This is a genomic window from uncultured Ruegeria sp. (assembly GCF_947500045.1).
In the GTDB taxonomy this organism is placed as follows: Bacteria; Pseudomonadota; Alphaproteobacteria; order Rhodobacterales; family Rhodobacteraceae; genus Ruegeria.
In genome coordinates, this window is record NZ_CANMQQ010000005.1 from 42,648 (window position 1) to 63,225 (window position 20,578).

At 58.1% G+C, this 20,578-nt stretch carries 16 protein-coding genes; 12 read left to right on the forward strand and 4 right to left on the reverse strand.

What is annotated here, in order from left to right; all coding sequences use genetic code 11:
• Positions 1-85 precede the first annotated feature (85 nt).
• Entirely contained in the window at positions 86-1,189 is a 1,104-nt protein-coding gene (gene folE2, locus Q1B46_RS10255; RefSeq protein WP_299663647.1) for a GTP cyclohydrolase FolE2, read from the forward strand.
• A 336-nt stretch (positions 1,190-1,525) separates the two neighbouring features.
• On the opposite strand, the gene Q1B46_RS10260 is transcribed toward folE2, so the two are convergent.
• Entirely contained in the window at positions 1,526-2,083 is a 558-nt protein-coding gene (locus Q1B46_RS10260; protein WP_299947651.1) for a hypothetical protein, read from the reverse strand.
• Between Q1B46_RS10260 and Q1B46_RS10265 the strand changes: the two genes are divergently transcribed.
• Together Q1B46_RS10265 and Q1B46_RS10270 are read left to right on the forward strand one after the other, a co-directional pair.
• Positions 2,082-3,530: a TrkH family potassium uptake protein gene (locus Q1B46_RS10265; protein WP_299663645.1), complete on the forward strand. Its 1,449-nt coding sequence runs from the start codon at positions 2,082-2,084 to the stop codon at positions 3,528-3,530. The two genes, Q1B46_RS10260 and Q1B46_RS10265, sit on opposite strands and share 2 nt — an antisense overlap.
• Positions 3,530-5,104 (forward strand): 5-guanidino-2-oxopentanoate decarboxylase, encoded by a 1,575-nt coding sequence (locus Q1B46_RS10270; RefSeq protein ID WP_299947653.1) that lies wholly within the window; start codon positions 3,530-3,532, stop codon positions 5,102-5,104. Before Q1B46_RS10265 ends, Q1B46_RS10270 begins: the two co-directional genes overlap by 1 nt.
• Before the next feature lie 55 nt (positions 5,105-5,159).
• Here Q1B46_RS10270 and Q1B46_RS10275 read toward each other — a convergent pair whose 3' ends face one another.
• Positions 5,160-6,899: a serine protease gene (locus Q1B46_RS10275; RefSeq protein WP_299947655.1), complete on the reverse strand. Its 1,740-nt coding sequence runs from the start codon at positions 6,897-6,899 to the stop codon at positions 5,160-5,162.
• 207 nt (positions 6,900-7,106) lie between these two features.
• Here Q1B46_RS10275 and Q1B46_RS10280 point away from each other — a divergent pair, with 207 nt between their 5' ends.
• Positions 7,107-8,036 (forward strand): glycine--tRNA ligase subunit alpha, encoded by a 930-nt coding sequence (locus Q1B46_RS10280; protein ID WP_299947657.1) that lies wholly within the window; start codon positions 7,107-7,109, stop codon positions 8,034-8,036.
• Positions 8,037-8,044: 8 nt separating this feature from the next.
• Here the strand turns inward: Q1B46_RS10280 and Q1B46_RS10285 are convergent, their stop codons facing one another.
• Entirely contained in the window at positions 8,045-8,677 is a 633-nt protein-coding gene (locus Q1B46_RS10285; protein ID WP_299947659.1) for a MarC family protein, read from the reverse strand.
• Between the two features lie 78 nt (positions 8,678-8,755).
• Between Q1B46_RS10285 and Q1B46_RS10290 the strand changes: the two genes are divergently transcribed.
• The 8 genes from Q1B46_RS10290 (at position 8,756) to glmM (ending at position 19,633) form a co-directional block, all read left to right on the forward strand.
• On the forward strand, positions 8,756-9,277 hold the full coding sequence (locus tag Q1B46_RS10290) for a DUF6446 family protein (protein ID WP_299947661.1): 522 nt from the start codon (positions 8,756-8,758) through the stop codon (positions 9,275-9,277).
• A gap of 5 nt (positions 9,278-9,282) precedes the next feature.
• Complete coding sequence (gltS, locus tag Q1B46_RS10295; RefSeq protein ID WP_299948013.1) at positions 9,283-10,491, forward strand: sodium/glutamate symporter; 1,209 nt, start codon at positions 9,283-9,285, stop codon at positions 10,489-10,491.
• Positions 10,492-10,500: 9 nt separating this feature from the next.
• Complete coding sequence (glyS, locus tag Q1B46_RS10300; protein ID WP_299947663.1) at positions 10,501-12,738, forward strand: glycine--tRNA ligase subunit beta; 2,238 nt, start codon at positions 10,501-10,503, stop codon at positions 12,736-12,738.
• A 57-nt stretch (positions 12,739-12,795) separates the two neighbouring features.
• The gene (locus tag Q1B46_RS10305) at positions 12,796-15,336 is read left to right on the forward strand and encodes a putative PEP-binding protein (protein ID WP_299947665.1); all 2,541 of its coding nucleotides are present in this window, start codon (positions 12,796-12,798) and stop codon (positions 15,334-15,336) included.
• 186 nt (positions 15,337-15,522) lie between these two features.
• Positions 15,523-16,161: a cell wall hydrolase gene (locus Q1B46_RS10310; RefSeq protein WP_299947667.1), complete on the forward strand. Its 639-nt coding sequence runs from the start codon at positions 15,523-15,525 to the stop codon at positions 16,159-16,161.
• A 179-nt stretch (positions 16,162-16,340) separates the two neighbouring features.
• A complete protein-coding gene (locus tag Q1B46_RS10315) occupies positions 16,341-17,261 on the forward strand; it encodes a dihydroneopterin aldolase (RefSeq protein ID WP_299947669.1) in 921 nt (306 codons plus the stop codon).
• A complete protein-coding gene (gene folP, locus Q1B46_RS10320; protein WP_299947671.1) occupies positions 17,258-18,256 on the forward strand; it encodes a dihydropteroate synthase in 999 nt (332 codons plus the stop codon). Before Q1B46_RS10315 ends, folP begins: the two co-directional genes overlap by 4 nt.
• Positions 18,257-18,289: 33 nt before the next feature.
• Positions 18,290-19,633: a phosphoglucosamine mutase gene (glmM, locus tag Q1B46_RS10325; RefSeq protein ID WP_299947673.1), complete on the forward strand. Its 1,344-nt coding sequence runs from the start codon at positions 18,290-18,292 to the stop codon at positions 19,631-19,633.
• On the opposite strand, the gene Q1B46_RS10330 is transcribed toward glmM, so the two are convergent.
• Positions 19,630-20,532 (reverse strand): DMT family transporter, encoded by a 903-nt coding sequence (locus Q1B46_RS10330; RefSeq protein ID WP_299947675.1) that lies wholly within the window; start codon positions 20,530-20,532, stop codon positions 19,630-19,632. The genes glmM and Q1B46_RS10330 overlap by 4 nt on opposite strands.
• Positions 20,533-20,578: the final 46 nt, after the last annotated feature.

Genomic DNA, 20,578 nt, shown 5'->3' on the forward strand with positions numbered 1-20,578 from the left:
GGCTGCTATTCTCGCGCATCACCTTGGGCTGGAAAAATAAGCTTGGTCGTATATAGTCTTGCGGCCTAGAAAGGGACACGTGCCAATGAATGTTCATCCGCGCGATATCGACGACACCCCTGATCACGATCAGGCCGCCGAGGCCCTGAAGGTTTTGCGTGAGTGGGCGAAAACGGCCACGGCTGCGGAAATCAGCCAGCTTGACCCTGCAGTGGCGCAGCTGGTTCCGGGCCTGACGCAATCAAACTATCCTGCCTTGTCGCGCGAGTACCCCGAAGGGTTTAAGGCTGATGCAGAGTACCGGGCCACGCTGCCCGATTTGCAAAATGGGCCATCCAGCCTGATCCGGGGGGCGAAACAGCAGATTCAGCATGTTGGCATCTCGAATTTCCGCCTGCCGATCCGGTTCCATCGCAAGGACGGGGCGGACCTGACGCTTGAGACTTCGATCACCGGTTCAGTCAGTCTTGAGGCCGAAAAGAAGGGCATCAACATGTCCCGCATCATGCGTTCGTTCTATAAACACGCCGAGCGTACGTTCAGCTTTGAGGTCATGGAATCTGCGCTTAGCGATTACATGACTGATCTGGACAGCTTTGATGCGCGCATTCAGATGCGGTTTTCTTATCCAGATCGGATCGAAAGCCTGCGTTCCAGCCTAAGCGGGTATCAGTACTATGATATCGCGTTGGAGCTGGTAGAGCGCGGGGGTGAGCGTCTGAAGATCATGCATCTGGACTATGTCTATTCCTCGACCTGTCCCTGCTCACTGGAACTGAGCGAACATGCACGCGCGACGCGCGGGCAGTTGGCGACACCGCATTCGCAGCGCTCGGTTGCCCGAATTTCGGTTGTGGTCGATTGCAATGCGGATTGCTTGTGGTTCGAAGATCTGATCGCACTGTGCCGCCGTGCGGTTCCGACCGAGACTCAGGTGATGGTCAAACGTGAGGATGAACAGGCCTTTGCCGAATTGAACGCTGCCAATCCGATCTTTGTTGAGGATGCCGCGCGTCTGTTCTGTGCCGAGTTGCAGGCGGACCATCACGTCGGTGATTTTCGTGTAATCGCGAGCCATCAGGAAAGCCTGCACAGCCATGATGCGGTATCGATTCTGACCCAAGGCCCCACATTCGATTCCGCCAGTCTGGACCCGCGATTATTCACGACTTTGTTCCATGTAGGCTGATTGCCCCTGCGGAAGCTGCTGGAAAAACAACCAAAATTCTCGCATGGGCGCTTTATTGCCGCAATGCAGCAAGAAATGCTGCACCTGCGTTGTGATTCGCGCTAAACTCGGCCCGAGTGCAGCTGCTGCGTGACCGAATTTTCAGGGGACGCGGCCCGAAAGGAAGCCGGGACGTGCGATGCCTTGGATCGCGGACCTGCAAACCTGTCCAGACGATTGGGGCAGGCGGGGTCCTGTATTCTTGTGTCGGCTGCTTCGGTTTTATCAGGAGAGACATGCAATGAACCCGATTTCTCAACCGCTTGAGTTTCAGGCCGCAGCCATCCGTATGGCCGGTTATGCGATGGTCAGCCAGATGGAGATCATGCAGATCATGACCCGCGCAGCGCTTGAGCTGCCAATGGCTACGCTAAAGGCGGCGCCGTCCAGTGCGCCTGCGCCTGTGGCTCGCAAGGTCGCAGCGGCGAAACCTGCGGCACCGAAGGCAAAACCAGCGGCAAAGCCGAAGGTGGTAGCCTCCAAGCCCAAAACAGCAGCAAAGCCCAAAGTGGCCCAAAAGGTAAAGGCCACACCCAAGGTGAAACCTGTGGTCACAAAGGCAGCTCCGGTCAAAGCGGTGGCCCCGAAAGTGGCCGCAGCGAAGCCTGCTCCGGTCAAACCCGCAGCGGCGAAACCGGTGCAGGCAAAGGCCGCTCCGGACATGCCGGCGCCAACCAAAATCACGCCTCCCAGCCCAGCTGCTGCGGCAAATCCAGCGCAGGCCAAGACGGCTGCAGGTGCTACGCGCGCGCCGTCAAAACCACCTGTAATGCCGACTGCCGCTGCGAAATCCGACACGTAAGACGGATCATCTGCTTGACACTTTCGGGTTGGCGCGCCAACGCTGCCCGTCATGATGGATCTTCGCCCGGTCGGATATGTGATTGGCTTGCTGGTCGCCATTCTAGGGGCGACCATGCTGCTGCCGATGCTTGCCGACCTGATCGAAGGGCGGGGTGAGTGGCATGTTTTCCTGGAAAGCGCGGTCCTCACCGTTCTGACCGGCAGCGTGCTTGCGATGAGCTGTGCAAACGGCGTTGGAGAGGGTCTGACCATCCGTCAGACCTTTTTACTGACCTCCGGCGTGTGGGTGGCGTTGCCGGTTTTCGGCGCCATCCCGTTTCTGTTTGGCGAGACCGAGCTGCGCTTTGTCGATGCCTATTTCGAGGCGATGTCGGGCCTGACAACCACCGGATCGACTGTAATATCTGGGCTTGATGATCTGCCTCAAGGCCTGCTTTTGTGGCGCGGTGTGCTGCAATGGCTGGGCGGCATTGGCATTATTGTTGTCGCCATGGTGTTCTTACCCGAACTGCGCGTGGGCGGGATGCAGATATTCCGCTCGGAGGGGTTTGAAACCATGGGGAAAATCCTTCCGCGTGCGCAGGAGATTGCAGGTCAGATTTCTCTGATCTACATAGTCCTCACGTTGGCCTGCATCATGGTTTACGCAGGCCTCGGGATGAGTTTCTTTGACGCTTTGGTGCACGCGCTGACCACGATATCCACCGGCGGATTTTCCAACTATGACGCGTCGTTCGGGACATTCTCGGGGCCTGCGGAATATGCCGCCGCCGTCTTTATGATCCTCGCGGCACTGCCTTTTGTACGCTACGTGCAATTTGCCAATGGCAATACCAGTTCGCTTTGGAAAGACAGCCAGATCAGGGCGTTTTTGACCACGATAGCGATCCTGGTGATCATCATGTCGATATTCCTGACATCGGTTTTTCCGCACCACTGGGAACAGGCCTTTCGCGAGTCGCTATTCAATATAACCTCGATCATTTCTGGCACAGGCTATGCCAGTGTCGACTACATGGGCTGGGGCAGTTTTCCGGTTATGCTGTTCTTCCTGATCGGCTTGATTGGGGGCTGCGCGGGATCTACGGCTTGCTCTATCAAGGTCTTTCGCTATCAGCTTTTGTTTGCTTCGATCAAAACCCAGATACGCCGTATCCGGTCGCCTCATGGTGTGTTCGTGCCACGTTATGACGGACGCGCCATAGGTCGAGATGTTTTGACCTCGGTCATGAGCTATTTCATGTTTTTTGCGCTGTCGATGGGCGTGCTGTCCTGGGCCCTGGCGCTGACCGGGTTGGATTTTATCACTTCGGTTTCCGGTGCTGCGACCGCGTTGGCCAACGTGGGGCCCGGGCTGGGCGATCAGATCGGACCTGCCGGAAACTTTGCCGGACTTAACGATAACGCGAAATGGATGCTGATCATAGGCATGCTTGTCGGGCGGCTGGAGTTGTTGGCCGTATACGCAATATTTACCGTTCAATTCTGGAGAGGCTGATGAAGCGACCGCTTGGTGCGCAGATATCGCACATGTTGAAAGATCGCGGCGTCGATGTGATCTTTGGCATTCCTGGCGTTCATAATCAGGAAATGTATCGCGGCATCGAAGAAGCCGGGATCATGCATGTTCTTGCCCGTCACGAGCAAGGCGCTGGCTTCATGGCCGATGGGTATGCGCGCGCCACGGGCAAGCCGGGGGTGGCGTATGTGATCACGGGACCTGGCTTGTGCAATATCATGACACCGATGGGGCAGGCTTATTCGGATTCGGTACCGATGCTGGTGTTGTCCTCGTGCCTTGACGATGTTCAGTCGCGGCGCGGGCAGTTGCACCAGATGAAAGATCAACGCGCAGCAGCGGAAACCGTCGCGGACTGGTCTTGTCAGGCACAGGATGCGCAGGCGGCCTACAGGTTGGTCGAACGGGCCTTCGAAGATTTCGAAATGTCGCGACCGCGCCCCAAGCATATCCAGATCCCGATTGCCCAACTTGTGAGCGAAGCTGAGCCCGCACCATTTCCCAACCAACCCGCTTTGCGCAATAAGGCGTCGCCGCCGGACGTGGCTCCGGTGTTGTCGTTACTCAATATCGCGCAGCGACCGTTGTTTATTTTGGGTGGTGGCTGCCGGTCGAACCTGTGGCGGCAGATTTTGACGGAGCTAGGTGCCGCCTGTTTCACGACCTATGCCGGGCGCGGGCTTGTCGGGGCCAACTATCCATTGGATTTCGGTTCCATGCTACCCCGTCCAGGTAGCGCCGAGGTCATCGCCTCAGCCGACCTTGTGGTCGTTGTGGGGGCAGAACTGGGTGATGTCGATTTGTGGCGTGATGAATTGGGCCATTCCGCCCAACTTGTCCGCGTTGATCTCGACCCTGAGGTCTTGTCGGACCACCATAGGGCGACCGTTAAGCTACAGGCCGATGGCGAGAGCTTTGCGTACGCGTTGTGGAACACGGTTGAACAAATCCAATCTGCAAGCGGATGGTCCGAAGACGAAGTGAGTGAGGCGCGCAAACGCTGGCGGGCGGAAATCGATGCCGAGCGCCCCGGTATTGTACCGGTCATAGACGCGCTGCGTGAGGCTATGCCGGTTGAGACCATGATCTATTCGGACATGACGCAGTTCGCCTATGTCGCAAAAGAGATCTGGAACATGCACTATCCTTATCACTGGCACCACCCGACAGGGTTTGGCACGCTGGGATATGCCGTGCCCGCAGGTATCGGCGGGGCAGTCGCACGACGTGGTAAGCCCACGGCAGTGATAGCCGGTGATCATGGGTTTCACTACACGATGCAAGAGCTTGGCGTGGCAGTGGAACTTGGCCTGTCATTGCCCATCATCCTTTGGGACAATGGCAAGTTGAAAGAAATCGAAGACAGTATGGTGCGCGGTCAGATTGCGCCCAAAGCCGTGATCGCGCGCAACCCGGATTTCTGCAAATTGGCCGAGGCGTTCGGTGCCCAGTCGGCAAAGCCGGAAAATCTGGAAGAGATGCAGGTCGCTGTTCGTGATGCCTTTAAGGCCGACGGGCCGACTCTGATCCGGATCACGCCGGATATTTTGTAAGCTGTGCGAAAAGGCGCTGCACTTTGGTACAGCGCCTTTGCATTGATGTCAGAAATCAGTCCCAGCAATGAACCAGAACTGTCATCCCGTTGGCGCGACGGCTCAGCTCGTTTGGCGAAATCTGGGCCGAAGACTGCGCGGAGACACCGGAAACACCTGCCTTTGTCAAAACGTCGGACAGGCGTTCGACATTTACCGCGAGGCTGACCGACCCGGGGAGCGTGCGACCATCAGCAGGGTTGGGCAGCAGCATGCCGACCACGTTGCCACTGTCATCAAAGACCGGCCCGCCTGCATCACCGGGTTGGGCGGCCAATGCCAGGCGTTTGACACCATCTTCGCCATTCAGGCCGCGAATGTCGGCAATCTCACCGAAGGTCAGGGTGGGGGCACCCAGCGCGCCTTCGTAGGAAAAGCCCGAAACGGCAATCTGGGACTGAATGCGCGGAACGTCTGCACGGAACTCGGCGACGCTGATCGGGGCCAGTGTCTGACGGGGGCGCAGGACGGCGACGCCAAGATCGGTATCCTGCCATGCGACCTGAACCTCTTGACCACCGTCCAGCGTCATGCGGGTGCAGCTTTCAGCAGCCTCTGCGACGGTCAGAACCGTGCCGCTGGCGTCGGCAAAAAAACCGGATCGCGACAGGCGCGGTTTGCGGATTTGCAGGCCTGAAACCAGATCAATACGTTGGTCCGCATCCGCCCCAGCGCCAGCATCCAGCACGGCGTCGGTGGGGGTAAAGCTGGCGCGCATAGCGGCCAGAACACGGGCGCGGCGGGCCTCGTCTCCATCCGGCCAGACCAGAGTGAACCCTTTGATCTTACCATCTTTCAGAGCGGCCTGAGTATACGATACAATCCCCTTGCCGCGCCCTTCGATGGTAAAACTGTTGCCCCGCAATGCACGTTCTCCGCCCAGCGGAATAATCTCAAGCGATTGCATCACTTGATACAGCGCGCGCAACGTGGCCGGAGTTCCATCCTGGCTGATCAACAGTGCTTTGGCGTCAACATCGGAGGTGGGTTTGAAATGGGCAAACGGGGCCTCATAGCGATCAAACGCGAGAACGCCCAGCGGCATATCCATTTCGATTCCGGCCTGTGGGTCAGAATACCGTTCCATCCCGACGCTGATCAGCGGGGCGTTATAGTTATCCATCAGGGTCTTACGCTGCAGCGTGGTCAGAACGCCCGTTGCCTCGAACCCATTGAACCGTTGCCAATCGCTCATCGAGCGACGGGTGCCTTGCCCAAACGCTCCGTCGATGGTCGAGTTGTAAAAACCAGCCGCTTGCAGAGCAGTTTGCAGGTTTTTGCGTTCCTGTGCTGTCAGAAGACGCTCGCCCTGCAGGGCTTGTGCGCGGGTTTCGTCTGCGTCTTGCGGGCTCAGACCAGCCAGTGACTGTTCCGGTTGTTGCTCTGGCTGGACAGGTGCATTGATCACGCCCCGATCAAGGATGTTGGCCCCAACCGGCCAGAACTGCTGCCCCAGAGCGCTGGAGAAGGCGATGAAGCTGTCCGATGGTATCTGGCGTTCGGCCTGGTAGACCCGCAGAACCTGCTCGGCATCATCGCGAAGATATGGTCCAACAACAATGGCATACCAGCCCGAGTTCAGGCGAAACCCGTTCACGTCGGGCAGCGTGTTTGCATAGGCCTGAGCGCGATCTTGCGCTTGGCGCAGCGAAGGCTGCGCCTCGATCTGAACCCAGACGCCAGCGTCCTGTTGGGCGAAAGCGGCGCGCAGGCCGAAAAGAAGAAAGAATGTAATAACTGTAAATACGCGTGTCATTGTCTGCCCGTTTTATGCAGTGTTTTCACTTTGCCGCAGATTACGCGGAATCGAGCCATGATTGCCATGCCCGGAATACGGGGAATTCTGGGTGTGGCTGCTCAGAGACAGAGGTAGCCGATTGGCCCGTTGACGCCCCTTGGTGGCTTGCATAGGAAGGGCCAAACCCATCGGAACCGGGCGCTTGGGGCGCCCAAGGGGAATGTCATGACCGAACCCAAAAGCGCACCACGTTCATTTCAGGAGATCATCCTGCGGCTTCAGTCCTATTGGGCCTCGAAAGGGTGTGCGATCCTGCAGCCTTACGACATGGAGGTCGGGGCAGGTACATTCCACCCGGCGACCACGCTGCGCTCATTGGGGTCGAAGGCTTGGGCCGCGGCCTATGTTCAGCCTTCACGCCGCCCAACTGATGGGCGATACGGCGAGAACCCGAACCGGTTGCAGCATTACTATCAATACCAGGTTCTGATCAAACCCAGCCCGCCGGACCTGCAAGAGCTTTATCTGGGTTCGCTCGAAGCCATCGGCATCGATATGGACTTGCACGACATCAGGTTCGTCGAGGATGACTGGGAAAGCCCGACCCTTGGAGCCTGGGGCCTGGGATGGGAGGTCTGGTGCGATGGCATGGAAGTCAGCCAATTCACCTATTTCCAGCAGGTTGGCGGCCATGATTGTGCACCGGTTTCGGGTGAGTTGACCTACGGCCTGGAGCGTCTGGCCATGTATGTGTTGGGCATCGATCATGTGATGGATATGCCGTTCAATGATCCCCAATCCCCCAGCCCGCTGACCTATGGCGATATCTTCAAGCAGACCGAAGAAGAATACGCCCGCTGGAATTTTGACGTAGCCAATACCGAGGTTCTGCTGCGCCATTTTGAAGAGGCCGAAGTTGAATGCGCGAATATTCTGGCACAGGAACATGACGATCCAAAGACCGGCAAGCGTATCATCATGGCGCACCCGGCCTACGATCAGTGCATCAAGGCAAGCCATATCTTCAACTTGCTGGACGCGCGCGGGGTGATCTCGGTTACCGAACGGCAAGCCTATATCGGCCGTGTCCGGGCACTGGCCAAACAATGCGCCGATGCGTTCGTTTTGACCGAGGCCGCCGGGCTCAAAGCTTGATGCGGCGCTCAGGCCAATCCCGGCAACAGCGCCTTGAGACCGTCTGCAATCATGCTGATGGCAATGGCTGCCAGGATCATACCCATGAAGCGGCTCATGATCACGCGGGCATTGGCCGACAGACGTTTGGCCAGCGCCGAAGCGTTCCAGAATGTGACCAAAAGCAAGGCTACGACGAAGAGGAAAACTGCTGCATAGCCAATGGCTTCTGCGGGGGTTTTGATGTGATGCGCGTACAGGATCAACGTTGTAATCGTTCCGGGGCCAACCAGAATGGGAAAGGCCAGAGGGTAAAACGCCACCGTCTCGGGTGCCGGGTAAGATTTCTTTTCCCCGTCGGTGCCGTGGTGCGAACTGCTTTCGTTACCGTTCAGCATATTCAGGCCAATCATCAAAACGACCAATCCACCGGCGACGCGCAGGTCATCGACGCTGATACCGAACAACCCAAGTGCCTGACTGCCAATCGCGGCGAAGGCGCCTCCCAATATCAGGCAATAGAGCGCGGTTTTGATCGCGACCTTGCGCTGATCCGCGGTGGGCAGGTCTTGCGTAACGCTCAGAAACACCGGCAGGTTGGTAATCGGGTTCATGATCGCGAACAGCGCGCCGAAGAATCCGACGGCAAGGGTGGTATCCATGCTTGTAGCCTTGTTTCTGCCTGTTTCGGTCGGGAACCTGTCCTATTTTTTGTTAACTTAAAAGAGGCAGCATAGACAATGACCGGGAAACTGCTTGCCCTGATCCTTTTGTTTTCAGCCTTGTTGGCGGGCGTCGGGATGTATTACCTGCAGGTCTATGGCTTTTACTATGAGGTCGAGCCGCAACCGGGTCATGATGTGGCCTTGCTGGCCCAAGGGTCTGATACGCCCGAGCCGATTGAATACACAGCATTTCAGGCGATTGATGCCGATAGCTCTCCGATCCGCTACAGGGCGTGTTTTGAGACTGATCTGGTACCCGATCAAATGGTGGAATTTCTGCCAGTAGAAAATCCGGAACCGCTGAACGCACCTGGATGGTTTGATTGCTACGATGCGGTTGGTTTGGCCGATGCGTTGGAAGCGGGGCAGGCGAAGGCGTTCATGGGTACCAAGAACATACACTATGGCGTCGACCGTATCGTGGCAGTGACACAAGATGGCAAAGGTTATGTCTGGCACGCGCTGAACAATTGCGGCGAGAAAGCCTATGACGGAACCGTGGTGGGTGAGACATGCCCACCCAAACCCGAGAACTGATGCAGATGGGGCATGTCGTCGACATACCAGACTTTCTGACCGCGACGCTGGGCTTTGCTGTCTATCTGCTGGGAGCCGAGATCAATGCTCGTGTCGCCCCCTTGCGCAGCTTCAACATTCCTGAGCCGGTGACCGGAGGTCTTCTGGCCTCTCTGGTGGTGTTGGCGCTGTATCGGCTCTTCGGCGTTGAACTGTCCTTTGGTCTGACTGCACGGGACTTCCTGCTGGTGTTGTTCTTTGCGGGCATTGGGCTGAACGCCCGTCTTTCCGATTTGATTTCAGGCGGCAAACCCTTGCTGTTGCTTCTGATTCTGACGCTTGTCACCATCGTCGCGCAGAACGTGATCGGCACCGCCGGGGCGGCTTTGTTCGGCTATCCGGCACAAGCGGGGGTTCTGTTCGGCTCTGCTGCGTTGATCGGGGGGCATGGGACCGCGATCGCTTGGGCACCTGAGGTTGCGCAGGCCACCGGGCTTGATGGCGCGGTCGAATTGGGCGTCGCCGTGGCCACGTTGGGCCTTGTATTGGCTGCTTTGGTCGGGGGACCGATCGCGCGGCTGCTGATCGAGGGGCGAAAGCTTAGCCCCGCGCGACCCGAAGAAGAACACACGGTGGGTTTGCCCAGCGAGGCCGACCAGAAATCCGAAATAGATCATCAAACGATCATGCGGGTTCTGCTGTACCTCAATCTCGCGATCATATCGGGGGCGATCCTGAGTGAAGCCATCAGCGCCGCAGGGCTGAAGCTGCCGCTGTTCGTACCCTGCCTGATTATGGGCATTGTGATTGCCAACATTCGAGCCACGTTCGCCCCGAATGCAAAACCTGTATCGCGCACGCCGTCGCTGGCCCTGATATCGGAGTTTGCGCTCGGCGCGTTCCTGGCGATGTCATTGATGAGCTTGCAGCTCTGGACCATTGCCGAACTGGGCCTTGCGATTGCGGTGATCATGACCGCTCAGACGCTTTTTGCTGTGGTGTTCGTGATCTGGGTCCTGTTCCCGATGATGGGATCAAATTATCGCGCTGCGGTGCTGGCGGCGGGTTTTGGCGGTTTCGCCTTGGGCGCAACCCCCACCGCGATTGCAAATATGACTGCAGTGACCAAGCGATATGGCCCGTCGCCTATTGCCTTTATTGTACTGCCCCTTGTATCCGCCTTCTTTGTGGATATCGCCAATGCCATCGTCATTCAGATGATTGTGAGTTTCTAAGGACCGACTATGCCCGACCTGCTGATCGAACTGTTCTCCGAAGAGATCCCCGCGCGGATGCAAGCCCGTGCCGGTGAAGACCTGAAAAAGCGGATCACGGATGGCTTGGTCGAGGGCGGTCTGACCTATGCCTCTGCCGCTGCGCTGACCACGCCGCGCCGCCTGACGCTGGCGATTGAGGGGCTGCTGGCGGAAAGCCCCACCATCCGGGAAGAGCGAAAAGGCCCCAAGGTCGGCGCGCCCGACAAAGCCATCGAAGGGTTCCTGCGCGGCGCAGGTCTGACCCGCGACCAATTGGAAGAGCGTGAAACGCCGAAGGGCGCGGTCTATTTTGCGACCATCGAGAAGGCGGGTCGCCCGGCGGCCGAGATTGTGGCCGAAGTGCTGGAAGCGACGATCCGCAATTTCCCCTGGCCCAAATCGATGCGCTGGGGGGCTGGGTCAATGCGCTGGGTGCGTCCGCTGCACTCGATCCTGTGCATCCTGACGGATGAGGCTGGCACGCAGGTCGTTCCGCTTGAGGTCGAAGGGATCACATCAGGCGACACGACTGAGGGTCATCGCTTCATGGCCCCAAACCGGTTCTCTGTTTCGTCCTTCGAGGATTACGCCGCCAAGCTGAAACGCGCCTTTGTGGTGCTGTCACCCGAGGAACGGGCCGAGCATATCTGGAATGACGCCCAGAACATGGCCTTTGCGGCAGGCTTGGAGTTGGTCGACGATAAGGGCCTGCTGGCCGAGGTTGCGGGGCTGGTGGAATGGCCCGTGGTGCTGATGGGGCAGATTGACGAGGAATTCCTCGAACTGCCGCCCGAGGTGTTGCAAACCTCGATGAAAGAGCATCAAAAGTTCTTTTCTGTGAAGAACCCTAAAACCGGCCGGATTGAACGATTTATCACCGTTGCCAACCGTGAGACCGCCGACAATGGCGCGACCATTCTGGCGGGGAACCAGAAGGTGCTTTCAGCTCGTCTGGCGGATGCGAAATTCTTTTGGGAGAATGACCTGCGCGTTGCCAAGTCGGATATGACCCAATGGACCCGCGCGCTGGAGAATGTGACCTTCTACAACAAGCTAGGCACACAGGCAGACCGGATCGACCGCATTGCAGCACTTGCCCGTGAACTGGCCCCGGTGGTCGGAGCAGATGCGGATCAGGCCGAGAATGCGGCGCGTCTGGCCAAGGCTGATCTGAACTCGGAAATGGTCTATGAATTCCCCGAACTTCAGGGGCTTATGGGCCGCTATTACATCGAGGCCGCAGGCGAAGACGCCGCCGTCGCCGCTGTGGCGCAGGAGCATTACTCTCCATTGGGACCGTCGGATGACGTGCCCACCGCGCCGCTGTCGGTGACCGTGGCGCTGGCCGATAAGCTAGACACGCTGACCGGGTTCTGGGCGATTGATGAGAAGCCGACTGGGTCGAAAGACCCGTTTGCGCTGCGTCGTGCGGCGTTGGGGGTTATTCGGTTGGTGCTGGAGAATGAACTGCCGCTGAAAATGTCGCATGCTTTCGTTGGACCGCTAGTGAATCACGTCGTGAGTTTGTCATTCGCATCAAATGAGTATCTGAAGATTGTAGGTAGTCTGCCTGAAACAAGTAATAGCGGCGTCAAACAAGCTGTCTTGGATGCGAGAATTGCGGCAATTAAACATGGATTATCGGAAATCGATTTTCAGAAAGATCAACATCTATACCAGAAGCGAGTATTGAGTCTTCTTGACGATCTCCTTTCTTTCTTCCACGACCGCCTCAAGGTCTTCCTCCGCGACGAGGGCATCCGCCATGACATCATCGATGCTTGCATCGCGATGGAGGGAAATGACGACCTCAACCTGCTGGTTAAACGCGCCCGCGCTCTAAACGCGGTTATTGCAACTGAGGACGGGGAAAACCTCGTGCAAGGGTTCAAGCGGGCCAACAACATTCTGTCTCAGGCGGAAGAGAAGGATGGGGTGGAATACTCCTATGGTGCCGATGTGAAGTTTGCCGAGACGGACAGCGAAAAGGCTCTGTTTGCGGCGCTCGATGCGGCTGAGGCCAAGATCAATCCGGCGCTGAAGGCCGAGGATTTCCCAACAGCAATGGCCGCCATGGCTGCGCTGCGCGGGCCGGTTGATGCGTTCTTTGAGGATGTGCAAGTCAATACCGACAATGACATTCTGCGCCGCAATCGCCTGAATCTGCTGAGCCAGATCCGCAAGGTCTGCTCGAGCGTTGCCGATCTGTCCCGGATCGAGGGATAACGCCCTTGCGCCAAGGGCGCAGGGGCTTATGCTGCGGTGAAATCAAAAGGTGCCGCAGTGCAGAATAATCCGCATACCACGCTTATCACTTCGCAAGGACCCATCGCCGCCAACACCCATGGTGGGCGTGCGAAATGCCTGCAACGGCTGGTCCGGCTGGACATGCCCGTGCCGCGTACGGTTGCGCTGTCCTTTGACGCGGTGCAGCGAATAGCGGAAGGGCAGGTGCCGGACATCGCGGCCATTCTGGAACAGTTCGATGCCGAGGCGCTGTTATGTGTGCGACCCAGCTCGGAAGATCCCGATTGGGGCGGGCCGGGGGCAGTGCTGAATATCGGTATGAACGATGCCCGCTATCTGGACCTGTCGGCAGACATGGGTGCGGATGCGGCGGCGGCACTTTACCTGCGGTTTGTTCAAAGCCATGCGCTGCATGTGGCACGTCTGGACCCGGATGTGTTCGATGATATCGAGGCCGACGGGCGCGAAGGGCTGAGCTTGTCCTTGCGCGCCTATGAAGATGAAACCGACGAAGCGTTCCCTCAGGATCGGGGTGAGCAGCTGATCGGCGTGCTGCGGTCGATGGCGCGGGCATGGGACGGGACCTCGGCCCGGTTGTTGCGTCAGGCTAAGGGCGCACCTGCAGATGCAGGGCTTGGGCTGGTCATTCAAGAGATGATCCCAGGCGTCGGGCAGGGCGAGTGCGGCTCGGGCGTGTTGCAACTTATTGATCCGGCAACGGGTATGCCCCAGATCACGGGCCGGTACCTGAGCCAGAGTCAGGGGCGCGATGCACTGGGTGAAGGTGTTGCCGCGTTGTATCTGGAAAAAGACGAGCGCGGAGCGTCGTTGGAGGATGTGGCACCGGAAGCGTTCGCGGACCTCAAGGCCAACGCCGCGCTGATGCGTGAGAAACTGCGCGAAGAAATGCAGGTCGAGTTCGTGGTGCAAAATGGACAAGTGCATATTCTCGACGGTGTGCGGGTCCCGCGCGGGTCGCGGGCGGGCATGCGGATCGCGGTGCGGCTGGCCGAAGACGGGATCATCCCGCCACAGGAAGCTGTGATGCGGATTGATCCGCATTCGCTGAATGAACTTCTGCACCGTCAGGTTCACCCCGAGGCTGAACGTGATGTGTTGACCACGGCCATTGCCGCCAGTCCCGGCGCTGCTACGGGGCGGATCGTCTTTACAGCGACCGAAGCGCAGGCCAGCGCCGCACGTGGTGAGCCTTGTATTCTTGTGCGCCGCGAGACTTCACCCGAAGATGTGCGCGGGATGCACGCCGCCGTGGCGGTGCTAACCGAAAAAGGCGGGATCACAAGCCACGCGGCAGTGATTGGCCGGGGTCTGGGTCTGCCTTGTATCGTCGGCGCGTCCGAGATGCGGTTTCAGACCAAGAAAAAGCTGCTGAATGCACCTGACGGGCGGATTTTCAAGACAGGCGATATCATGACCATTGATGGCACGTCCGGGCAGGTTCTGGCCGGACAGCCCGAGATGCTTGAAGCCGCGTTGGATGACTGTTTTCAAACCCTTATGGGGTGGGCCGATGCTGAGCGGGACATCGCCATCAGGGCCAATGCCGATACGCCTGCCGATGCACAGACGGCGCGGAACTTTCAAGCGCAGGGTATTGGTCTGTGCCGGACTGAGCACATGTTCTTTGATCCAGGTCGCCTGACCGTGATGCGCGAGATGATCTTTGCGCAGACGCCATCGGGTCGGGCCGCTGTTCTGGAGCGCCTACTGCCGATGCAGCGGCAGGATTTCGTGCAATTGTTTCGGATCATGGAGGGGCAGCCGGTCTGTATCCGCCTGTTCGATCCACCGCTACATGAATTTCTGCCCACAACCCGCACCGGACAGCGAGAACTGGCCGAGGCGCTGGACCTGCCGGTTTCGGACGTCGAACGCCGGGTCGAGGCAATGAGCGAGTACAACCCAATGCTGGGTTTGCGCGGGGTGCGTCTGGGCGTAACCGTTCCGGAAATCTACGACATGCAGGCGCGCGCCATTTTTGAAGCAACGCTTGAGGCCAGCAAGGAAGGCGCGCCGGTTGTGCCCGAGGTGATGATCCCGCTGGTGTCCACCAAACGCGAGGTTGAGCTGGTCAAAGCCCGCATCGATACTGTCGCGGCCGAGGTCGCCTCGGAACAGGGGCAGGAGTTCGATTATCGATTGGGCGTGATGGTTGAGACCCCACGGGCATGTCTGCGCGCAAATGAGATCGCGCCGCATTCTGCTTTCCTCAGCTTCGGAACCAACGACCTGACCCAGATGACTTATGGGCTGTCTCGTGACGATGCGGGCCGGTTCATGTCGGCATATGTACGACTGGGCGTTTTCAACGAAGATCCGTTTCACGTCCTTGACAGCGATGGAGTGGGCGAGCTCTTGAAACTTGGTGCTGAACGTGGGCGCGAAGCACAGCCAGATGTCACACTTTCTGTTTGTGGGGAACACGGTGGCAATCCCGAATCAATCGCCATTTGCCGGGAGCTTGGATTCGATTACGTATCGTGTTCGCCCTTCCGGGTGCCGGTTGCTCGGCTGTCTGCCGCTCAACTGGCGATTTCCTCCAAACTTGGGGGTTGACTAACTGTCCACTCCCTAGAAATAGTGGCTAAAGAATTGCGTCGCTGTCGATGAAAATCGACTGCGTGAGCGATTTTTTACTTGCATTTTTCAGAAAGCTGGACGTTTGCCTCCAAGTGAGGTATCAGCCTCGTCGCGCCCGCCGGGGGAGGGTTTGGCGCGTAAGTGCCTGTACGAGGTTATCTGATGAGACGCTACATATTGGCTGTTGCCGTGGGGGCCACAGCCTTGCTGCCGAATTTGTCCTTTGCCGAAAGGCAGGACGAAGACAATTCTGTTGAGCTGGTTGCCAGAAATGAGCTACCGGCGCAGAATTTCCGTGACTATTTGAAGTTGTTCAAGCCTCGGAAGTCGCTGGAAAAGACAGAGATTTCATATACCAAAACCTGGCTGGACCAACAGCCAAAGGCAACCGGAGATGATCATTTTCGGTGTCTTGCCGAAGCACTGTATTTCGAAGCGCGCGGCGAAAGCGTGCGCGGCCAGTTCGCCGTTGCCGAAGTGATCATGAACCGTGTTGAAAGCGGTCGCTTTCCGGACTCGCTCTGTGGTGTAATCAATCAAGGGACAGGCAAGAAATATCAGTGCCAGTTCACCTATACCTGCGATGGCCAAAAAGAGGTGATCAACGAAAAGCGCGCTTACGAACGTGTCGCTAAGGTCGCGCGTGCGGCGCTTGATGGTGTTGCTGAAGAGATGACTGCGGGTGCCACGCATTATCATACCAAGGCGGTCCGTCCGTCCTGGTCTCGTGTCTATAAAGAAACTGCGCGGATCGGCGTGCATATCTTTTACCAGCACAACTATCGCACCGCCAGCAACTGATCGTTGAAATGGCATCTTTGGCGTGTATTTGGCCGCTCGGACGTTGCTAAAGCGCCGGGTGTTGCCGATCCCCGTTATGCCGCATTCAATAGCTGGAAAGGCCTATGCTGCGGTGCTATACGCCAGCAAATCGCCTAAATTGGGCTGATCAGCCCACCCAGCCCGAAAAGGTCTGTCGCATGAGCTCTGAAATCCGCCTCGCCTTTGCGCACCCATCTGAACGGTCCGAGGCCACCGCATCTCTTGGTCCGTTGGATCGTATCTCTTTGAGGGATCATATCGTTGAGGTCGAGATCGGTGCGTTTCAGGCCGAACGCGGTACGACGCAGCGGATTTGCTTCAACATCGTGGTCGAGGTACGTCCGCTGAGCGATCCCATTGACGATGATGTTGATCGCATTCTGTCCTACGATCGGGTGACCGAAGCGATCGCGTTCGAGCTGGCGGCAGAACGTCTGAACCTGCTAGAGACACTGGCCGACCGCGTGGCTGAAAGAATTTTACTTGAGCCTCAGGCTGTAAGGGCCTTTGTTCGCATTGAAAAATTGGATCGTGGTCCCGGTGCCCTTGGGGTTGAGATCGTGCGTGGTAAGGATGCGGTACACCATGATGTGACCGAAGAAGAACGGCCGCATCCACGGCTGGTTTTCCTGTCGAACAGCGCGATTGATTCCGACAATCTGACCGGCTGGATCGATCAGCTTGAAAACCGCCAGCGCCCTCTGATCCTGTGCGTGGGAGCTTCGGATCTGAATGTTCCGCAGACGGGTCACGCAATGACGCAGCGCCGGATCAATCTGCTGGCCATTGAACAGAACGCTTGGGTTTTGGCCGCGCGCGATCATCGCTGTGTGGTGGTATCAACCCGGACCGAGCTGGATTGGGCGATGAAAAACGGCCAGATTTGCGTCTGGGCCCCTTCCAAAATCGTGCTGGATGCCGTGGACGGCCCATCTGCCGCGCCATCAGATGCGGTGGCGCTTGCAGCCTGGTTTGCTGCAACCTTTGAAGCCAGCGAGATGCTGGTGATTGGCGGAGCCCTGCCAGAATCCCCCAAAACACCATTGCGCGCGGTTCCGGTGGAGCAGGCGCAACTGTGACCGCCTATTACCGCCCACTGGTACAGCATGGGGATGTTCGCCCGATAGAATCGATGACTTTGGCTGGCCAGAACCTTTGGTTTTCGCAGGCCGAACTGATCGAACGCGGGCAAAACCCGCAGATCGTGGATGCCGCTGACATCCCGAGTGAACAATTGGATCGTCTGACCCGTCCACGCGCAGCAATAGCTGGGATAGATATGGCGCAACCTCAGATCATGGGCATTCTGAATGCAACGCCGGACAGTTTCTCGGATGGCGGGCTGCACAACTCGGTTGAGGCTGCTCGGACCGCTGCCGTGAACATGGTGGCGCATGGCGCAAGCATTCTGGACATCGGCGGTGAATCCACACGCCCCGGCGCGGACTTCGTGCCCGAAGACGAAGAGATTGCCCGCACGCGCCCGCTGATTCAGGCGATACGGGCCGAAACAGATGCGCTGATCTCGATAGACACCCGTAAAGTCGGCGTCGCCAAAGCGGCGCACGCGGCGGGTGCGGGGTTGATCAACGATGTTTCAGGCTTCACTTTTGATCCTCAGCTTGCGCCATTTTGCGCGCAGATCGGAACTCCGGTCTGTGTGATGCATATGCAGGGTGATCCGGCCACGATGCAGGATGATCCGCAATACGACGACGTTTTGTTGGACGTATACGATTTTCTCGAGGGACAGATCGCGCATCTTGAGGGGCTTGGTCTGAGCCGTGATTTGATTGTTGTCGACCCGGGCATCGGGTTTGGCAAGAACACGGATCATAACCTGACGCTTCTGCGCAATCTCAGCCTGTTTCACGGGTTGGGCTGCCCGATCCTGCTGGGCGTTTCGCGCAAAGGAATCATCGGTCAGGTCGGCAAAGAGCCGCGCAAAGATGCGCGGGCACCGGGGTCAATCGCGGTTGCACTGGCGGGATTGTCACAGGGCGTGCAAATTGTGCGGGTCCATGACGTGGCCGAAACGGCTCAGGCCTTGCGTCTATGGGCTGCCGTCCGATAATCCGGGCACAAGGAATTTACTGGAGAACGACTTATGCGCAAGCTGTTTGGAACCGACGGGGTGCGGGGCACCGCCAACACGCACCCGATGACGGCGGAAATGGCATTGCGCATCGGAGCCTCCGTGGGTCGATATTTCCGCAGGGATGCTTCGGGCGTTCACCGGGTGGTCATTGGCAAGGATACGCGGCTGTCGGGCTATATGCTGGAAAATGCACTGACGGCGGGTCTGACCTCGACCGGCATGAATGTACTGCTGCTGGGGCCGGTGCCTACGCCTGCGGTCGGGCTGATGACGCGGTCGATGCGGGCAGATCTGGGAGTAATGATCTCGGCCAGCCATAATCCGGCGATCGATAACGGGATCAAGTTCTTTGGGCCAGATGGGTTCAAACTGTCAGATCAGGCAGAGATCGATATTGAAGCGCTGATCGAAGAGGGCGTGAGCCCCGCACAAGCGCAGAACATTGGCCGCGCACGCCGGGTGGATGATGCACGGTTTCGCTATGGCGAGCGGGTAAAATCTTCGTTGCCACGTAATCTGCGGCTGGATGGGCTGAAGGTGGTCATCGACTGCGCCAATGGTGCAGCGCACCGCACCGCGCCCGAGGTTCTTTGGGAACTGGGCGCAGATGTGATCCCGGTTGGCACCGCACCTGACGGCAAAAATATCAACCTTGGTTGCGGTTCGACGCAGCCGCGTGTCGCGGCGGAAACTGTGGTGTCGCACGGTGCAGATGTCGGCATCTGTCTGGATGGTGATGCAGACCGGGTGGTTGTGATCGACGAAACAGGTGCCGTTGCCGATGGGGATCAGTTGATGGCCCTTTTGGCTTCTTCGTGGTCCAGGGCGGACCAGCTCAAAGGTGGCGCGCTGGTGGCGACTGTTATGTCGAACCTTGGGCTGGAACGGCATTTGGCTGGGCAGGGGCTGCGGCTGGAACGGACCGCGGTTGGTGATCGTTATGTGGTTGAACGGATGCGCGAGGGCGGTTTTAACCTTGGTGGCGAACAGTCGGGCCATATCGTGATGAGCGACTATGCGACAACTGGCGACGGGTTGATGGCCGGGTTGCATTTTCTGGCCGAAATGGTCCAGTCCGGGAAGAAGGCCTCGGAATTGTCACGGCAATTCGAAACGGTGCCGCAATTGCTGAAGAATGTGCGTTTTGCCGCCGGGCAAACACCACTTGAGGCGGCTGCAGTCAAAAGTGCCATTTCCCAGGCCGAAGCGCAGTTGAACGGGCAGGGGCGTTTGTTGATCCGCAAATCGGGGACCGAGCCACTGATCCGTGTCATGGCCGAGTGCGAGGATGCCGATCTGCTGAACCAAGTGGTCGACGGGATCGTTGCCGAGGTTGAAGCGGTCGCCGGTTAACGCCTTAAAAGCATTTTCTGCAAGGTGAACCACTGGCTGATAGCCAGCCCGGTCAGAATCATGGCTAGCGCGATGTAAAATCGCAGCGGCAGGGCCTCGGACAGTACCAATGCCCCGAAGACCATCGACCAGATGGGCACCTGGTAGTTTACCAGTGTCAGAAAAACCGACCCGGCGCTGCGGGTGATGGAAACGCGTAGCAGGTTGGCGAAGGCTGTGGGCACAAGGCCCAAAACGATCAATGCCACGCTGGGCCGGGTGCCCTGCCAGGATGGCAGACCCTCGGTCAGCAGCATGATGGGAATCAACAGTATGGCACCAACCAGCAACATCAGAGCGGCCAGTACCATCGGGTCAATCGGTGGGCACCGACGGGTCAGGATTGACGAGCAGGCATAGCACAGTGCCGCCGTTACGCAGGCCAGTTGCGCCAGTGGTTGGGTACCTTGACCTAGCTGCGCCAATCCGGGCCCAATCAACACAAGCGCACCAGAGAAGCCAAGGCAGACGCCGATCAAGCGCCGCAGGTTCATTGGTTCGTCCGAGAAGAAATGCGCCAGTGGCAACACCATCAGCGGAATCGCGGCCATAGACAGGCCTGCAAAGGCTGATGGGACATATTGTTGGCCCCAGCTGAGCAGCATGAAGGGCACCGCTGTCGACAGAATGCCGATCGAGAAAATTGAACTGATCAGAGGTGGGGTCAACGCAGGGATGCGCCGCCCGGTGAGGCGCATCAATATCAGGAGCATTACGGCCCCTAATGTTGTTCGCGAAGTGGCAACTGTGACCGGCCCATATCCTTCAAGCGCCATGGCCACCACCATGAACGTACCACCCCATATGAGGCCGAGCGTAAATACTCCGCTCCAATCTTGTTTCGTCGGTTGTTGAACCATTCCATCCCCTTATCGTGCGAATTTAAGGGTGTCACGCGTTGATCTT

Bases quoted from the DNA above. Each gene is read 5' to 3' on its own strand.
- folE2 (WP_299663647.1), top strand. From the start codon at position 86: ATGAATGTTCATCCGCGCGATATCGACGACACCCCTGATCACGATCAG.
- Q1B46_RS10265 (WP_299663645.1), top strand. From the start codon at position 2,082: ATGATGGATCTTCGCCCGGTCGGATATGTGATTGGCTTGCTGGTCGCC.
- Q1B46_RS10260 (WP_299947651.1), bottom strand. From the start codon at position 2,083: ATGACGGGCAGCGTTGGCGCGCCAACCCGAAAGTGTCAAGCAGATGAT.
- Q1B46_RS10270 (WP_299947653.1), top strand. From the start codon at position 3,530: ATGAAGCGACCGCTTGGTGCGCAGATATCGCACATGTTGAAAGATCGC.
- Q1B46_RS10275 (WP_299947655.1), bottom strand. From the start codon at position 6,899: ATGACACGCGTATTTACAGTTATTACATTCTTTCTTCTTTTCGGCCTG.
- Q1B46_RS10280 (WP_299947657.1), top strand. From the start codon at position 7,107: ATGACCGAACCCAAAAGCGCACCACGTTCATTTCAGGAGATCATCCTG.
- Q1B46_RS10285 (WP_299947659.1), bottom strand. From the start codon at position 8,677: ATGGATACCACCCTTGCCGTCGGATTCTTCGGCGCGCTGTTCGCGATC.
- Q1B46_RS10290 (WP_299947661.1), top strand. From the start codon at position 8,756: ATGACCGGGAAACTGCTTGCCCTGATCCTTTTGTTTTCAGCCTTGTTG.
- gltS (WP_299948013.1), top strand. From the start codon at position 9,283: ATGGGGCATGTCGTCGACATACCAGACTTTCTGACCGCGACGCTGGGC.
- glyS (WP_299947663.1), top strand. From the start codon at position 10,501: ATGCCCGACCTGCTGATCGAACTGTTCTCCGAAGAGATCCCCGCGCGG.
- Q1B46_RS10310 (WP_299947667.1), top strand. From the start codon at position 15,523: ATGAGACGCTACATATTGGCTGTTGCCGTGGGGGCCACAGCCTTGCTG.
- Q1B46_RS10315 (WP_299947669.1), top strand. From the start codon at position 16,341: ATGAGCTCTGAAATCCGCCTCGCCTTTGCGCACCCATCTGAACGGTCC.
- glmM (WP_299947673.1), top strand. From the start codon at position 18,290: ATGCGCAAGCTGTTTGGAACCGACGGGGTGCGGGGCACCGCCAACACG.
- Q1B46_RS10330 (WP_299947675.1), bottom strand. From the start codon at position 20,532: ATGGTTCAACAACCGACGAAACAAGATTGGAGCGGAGTATTTACGCTC.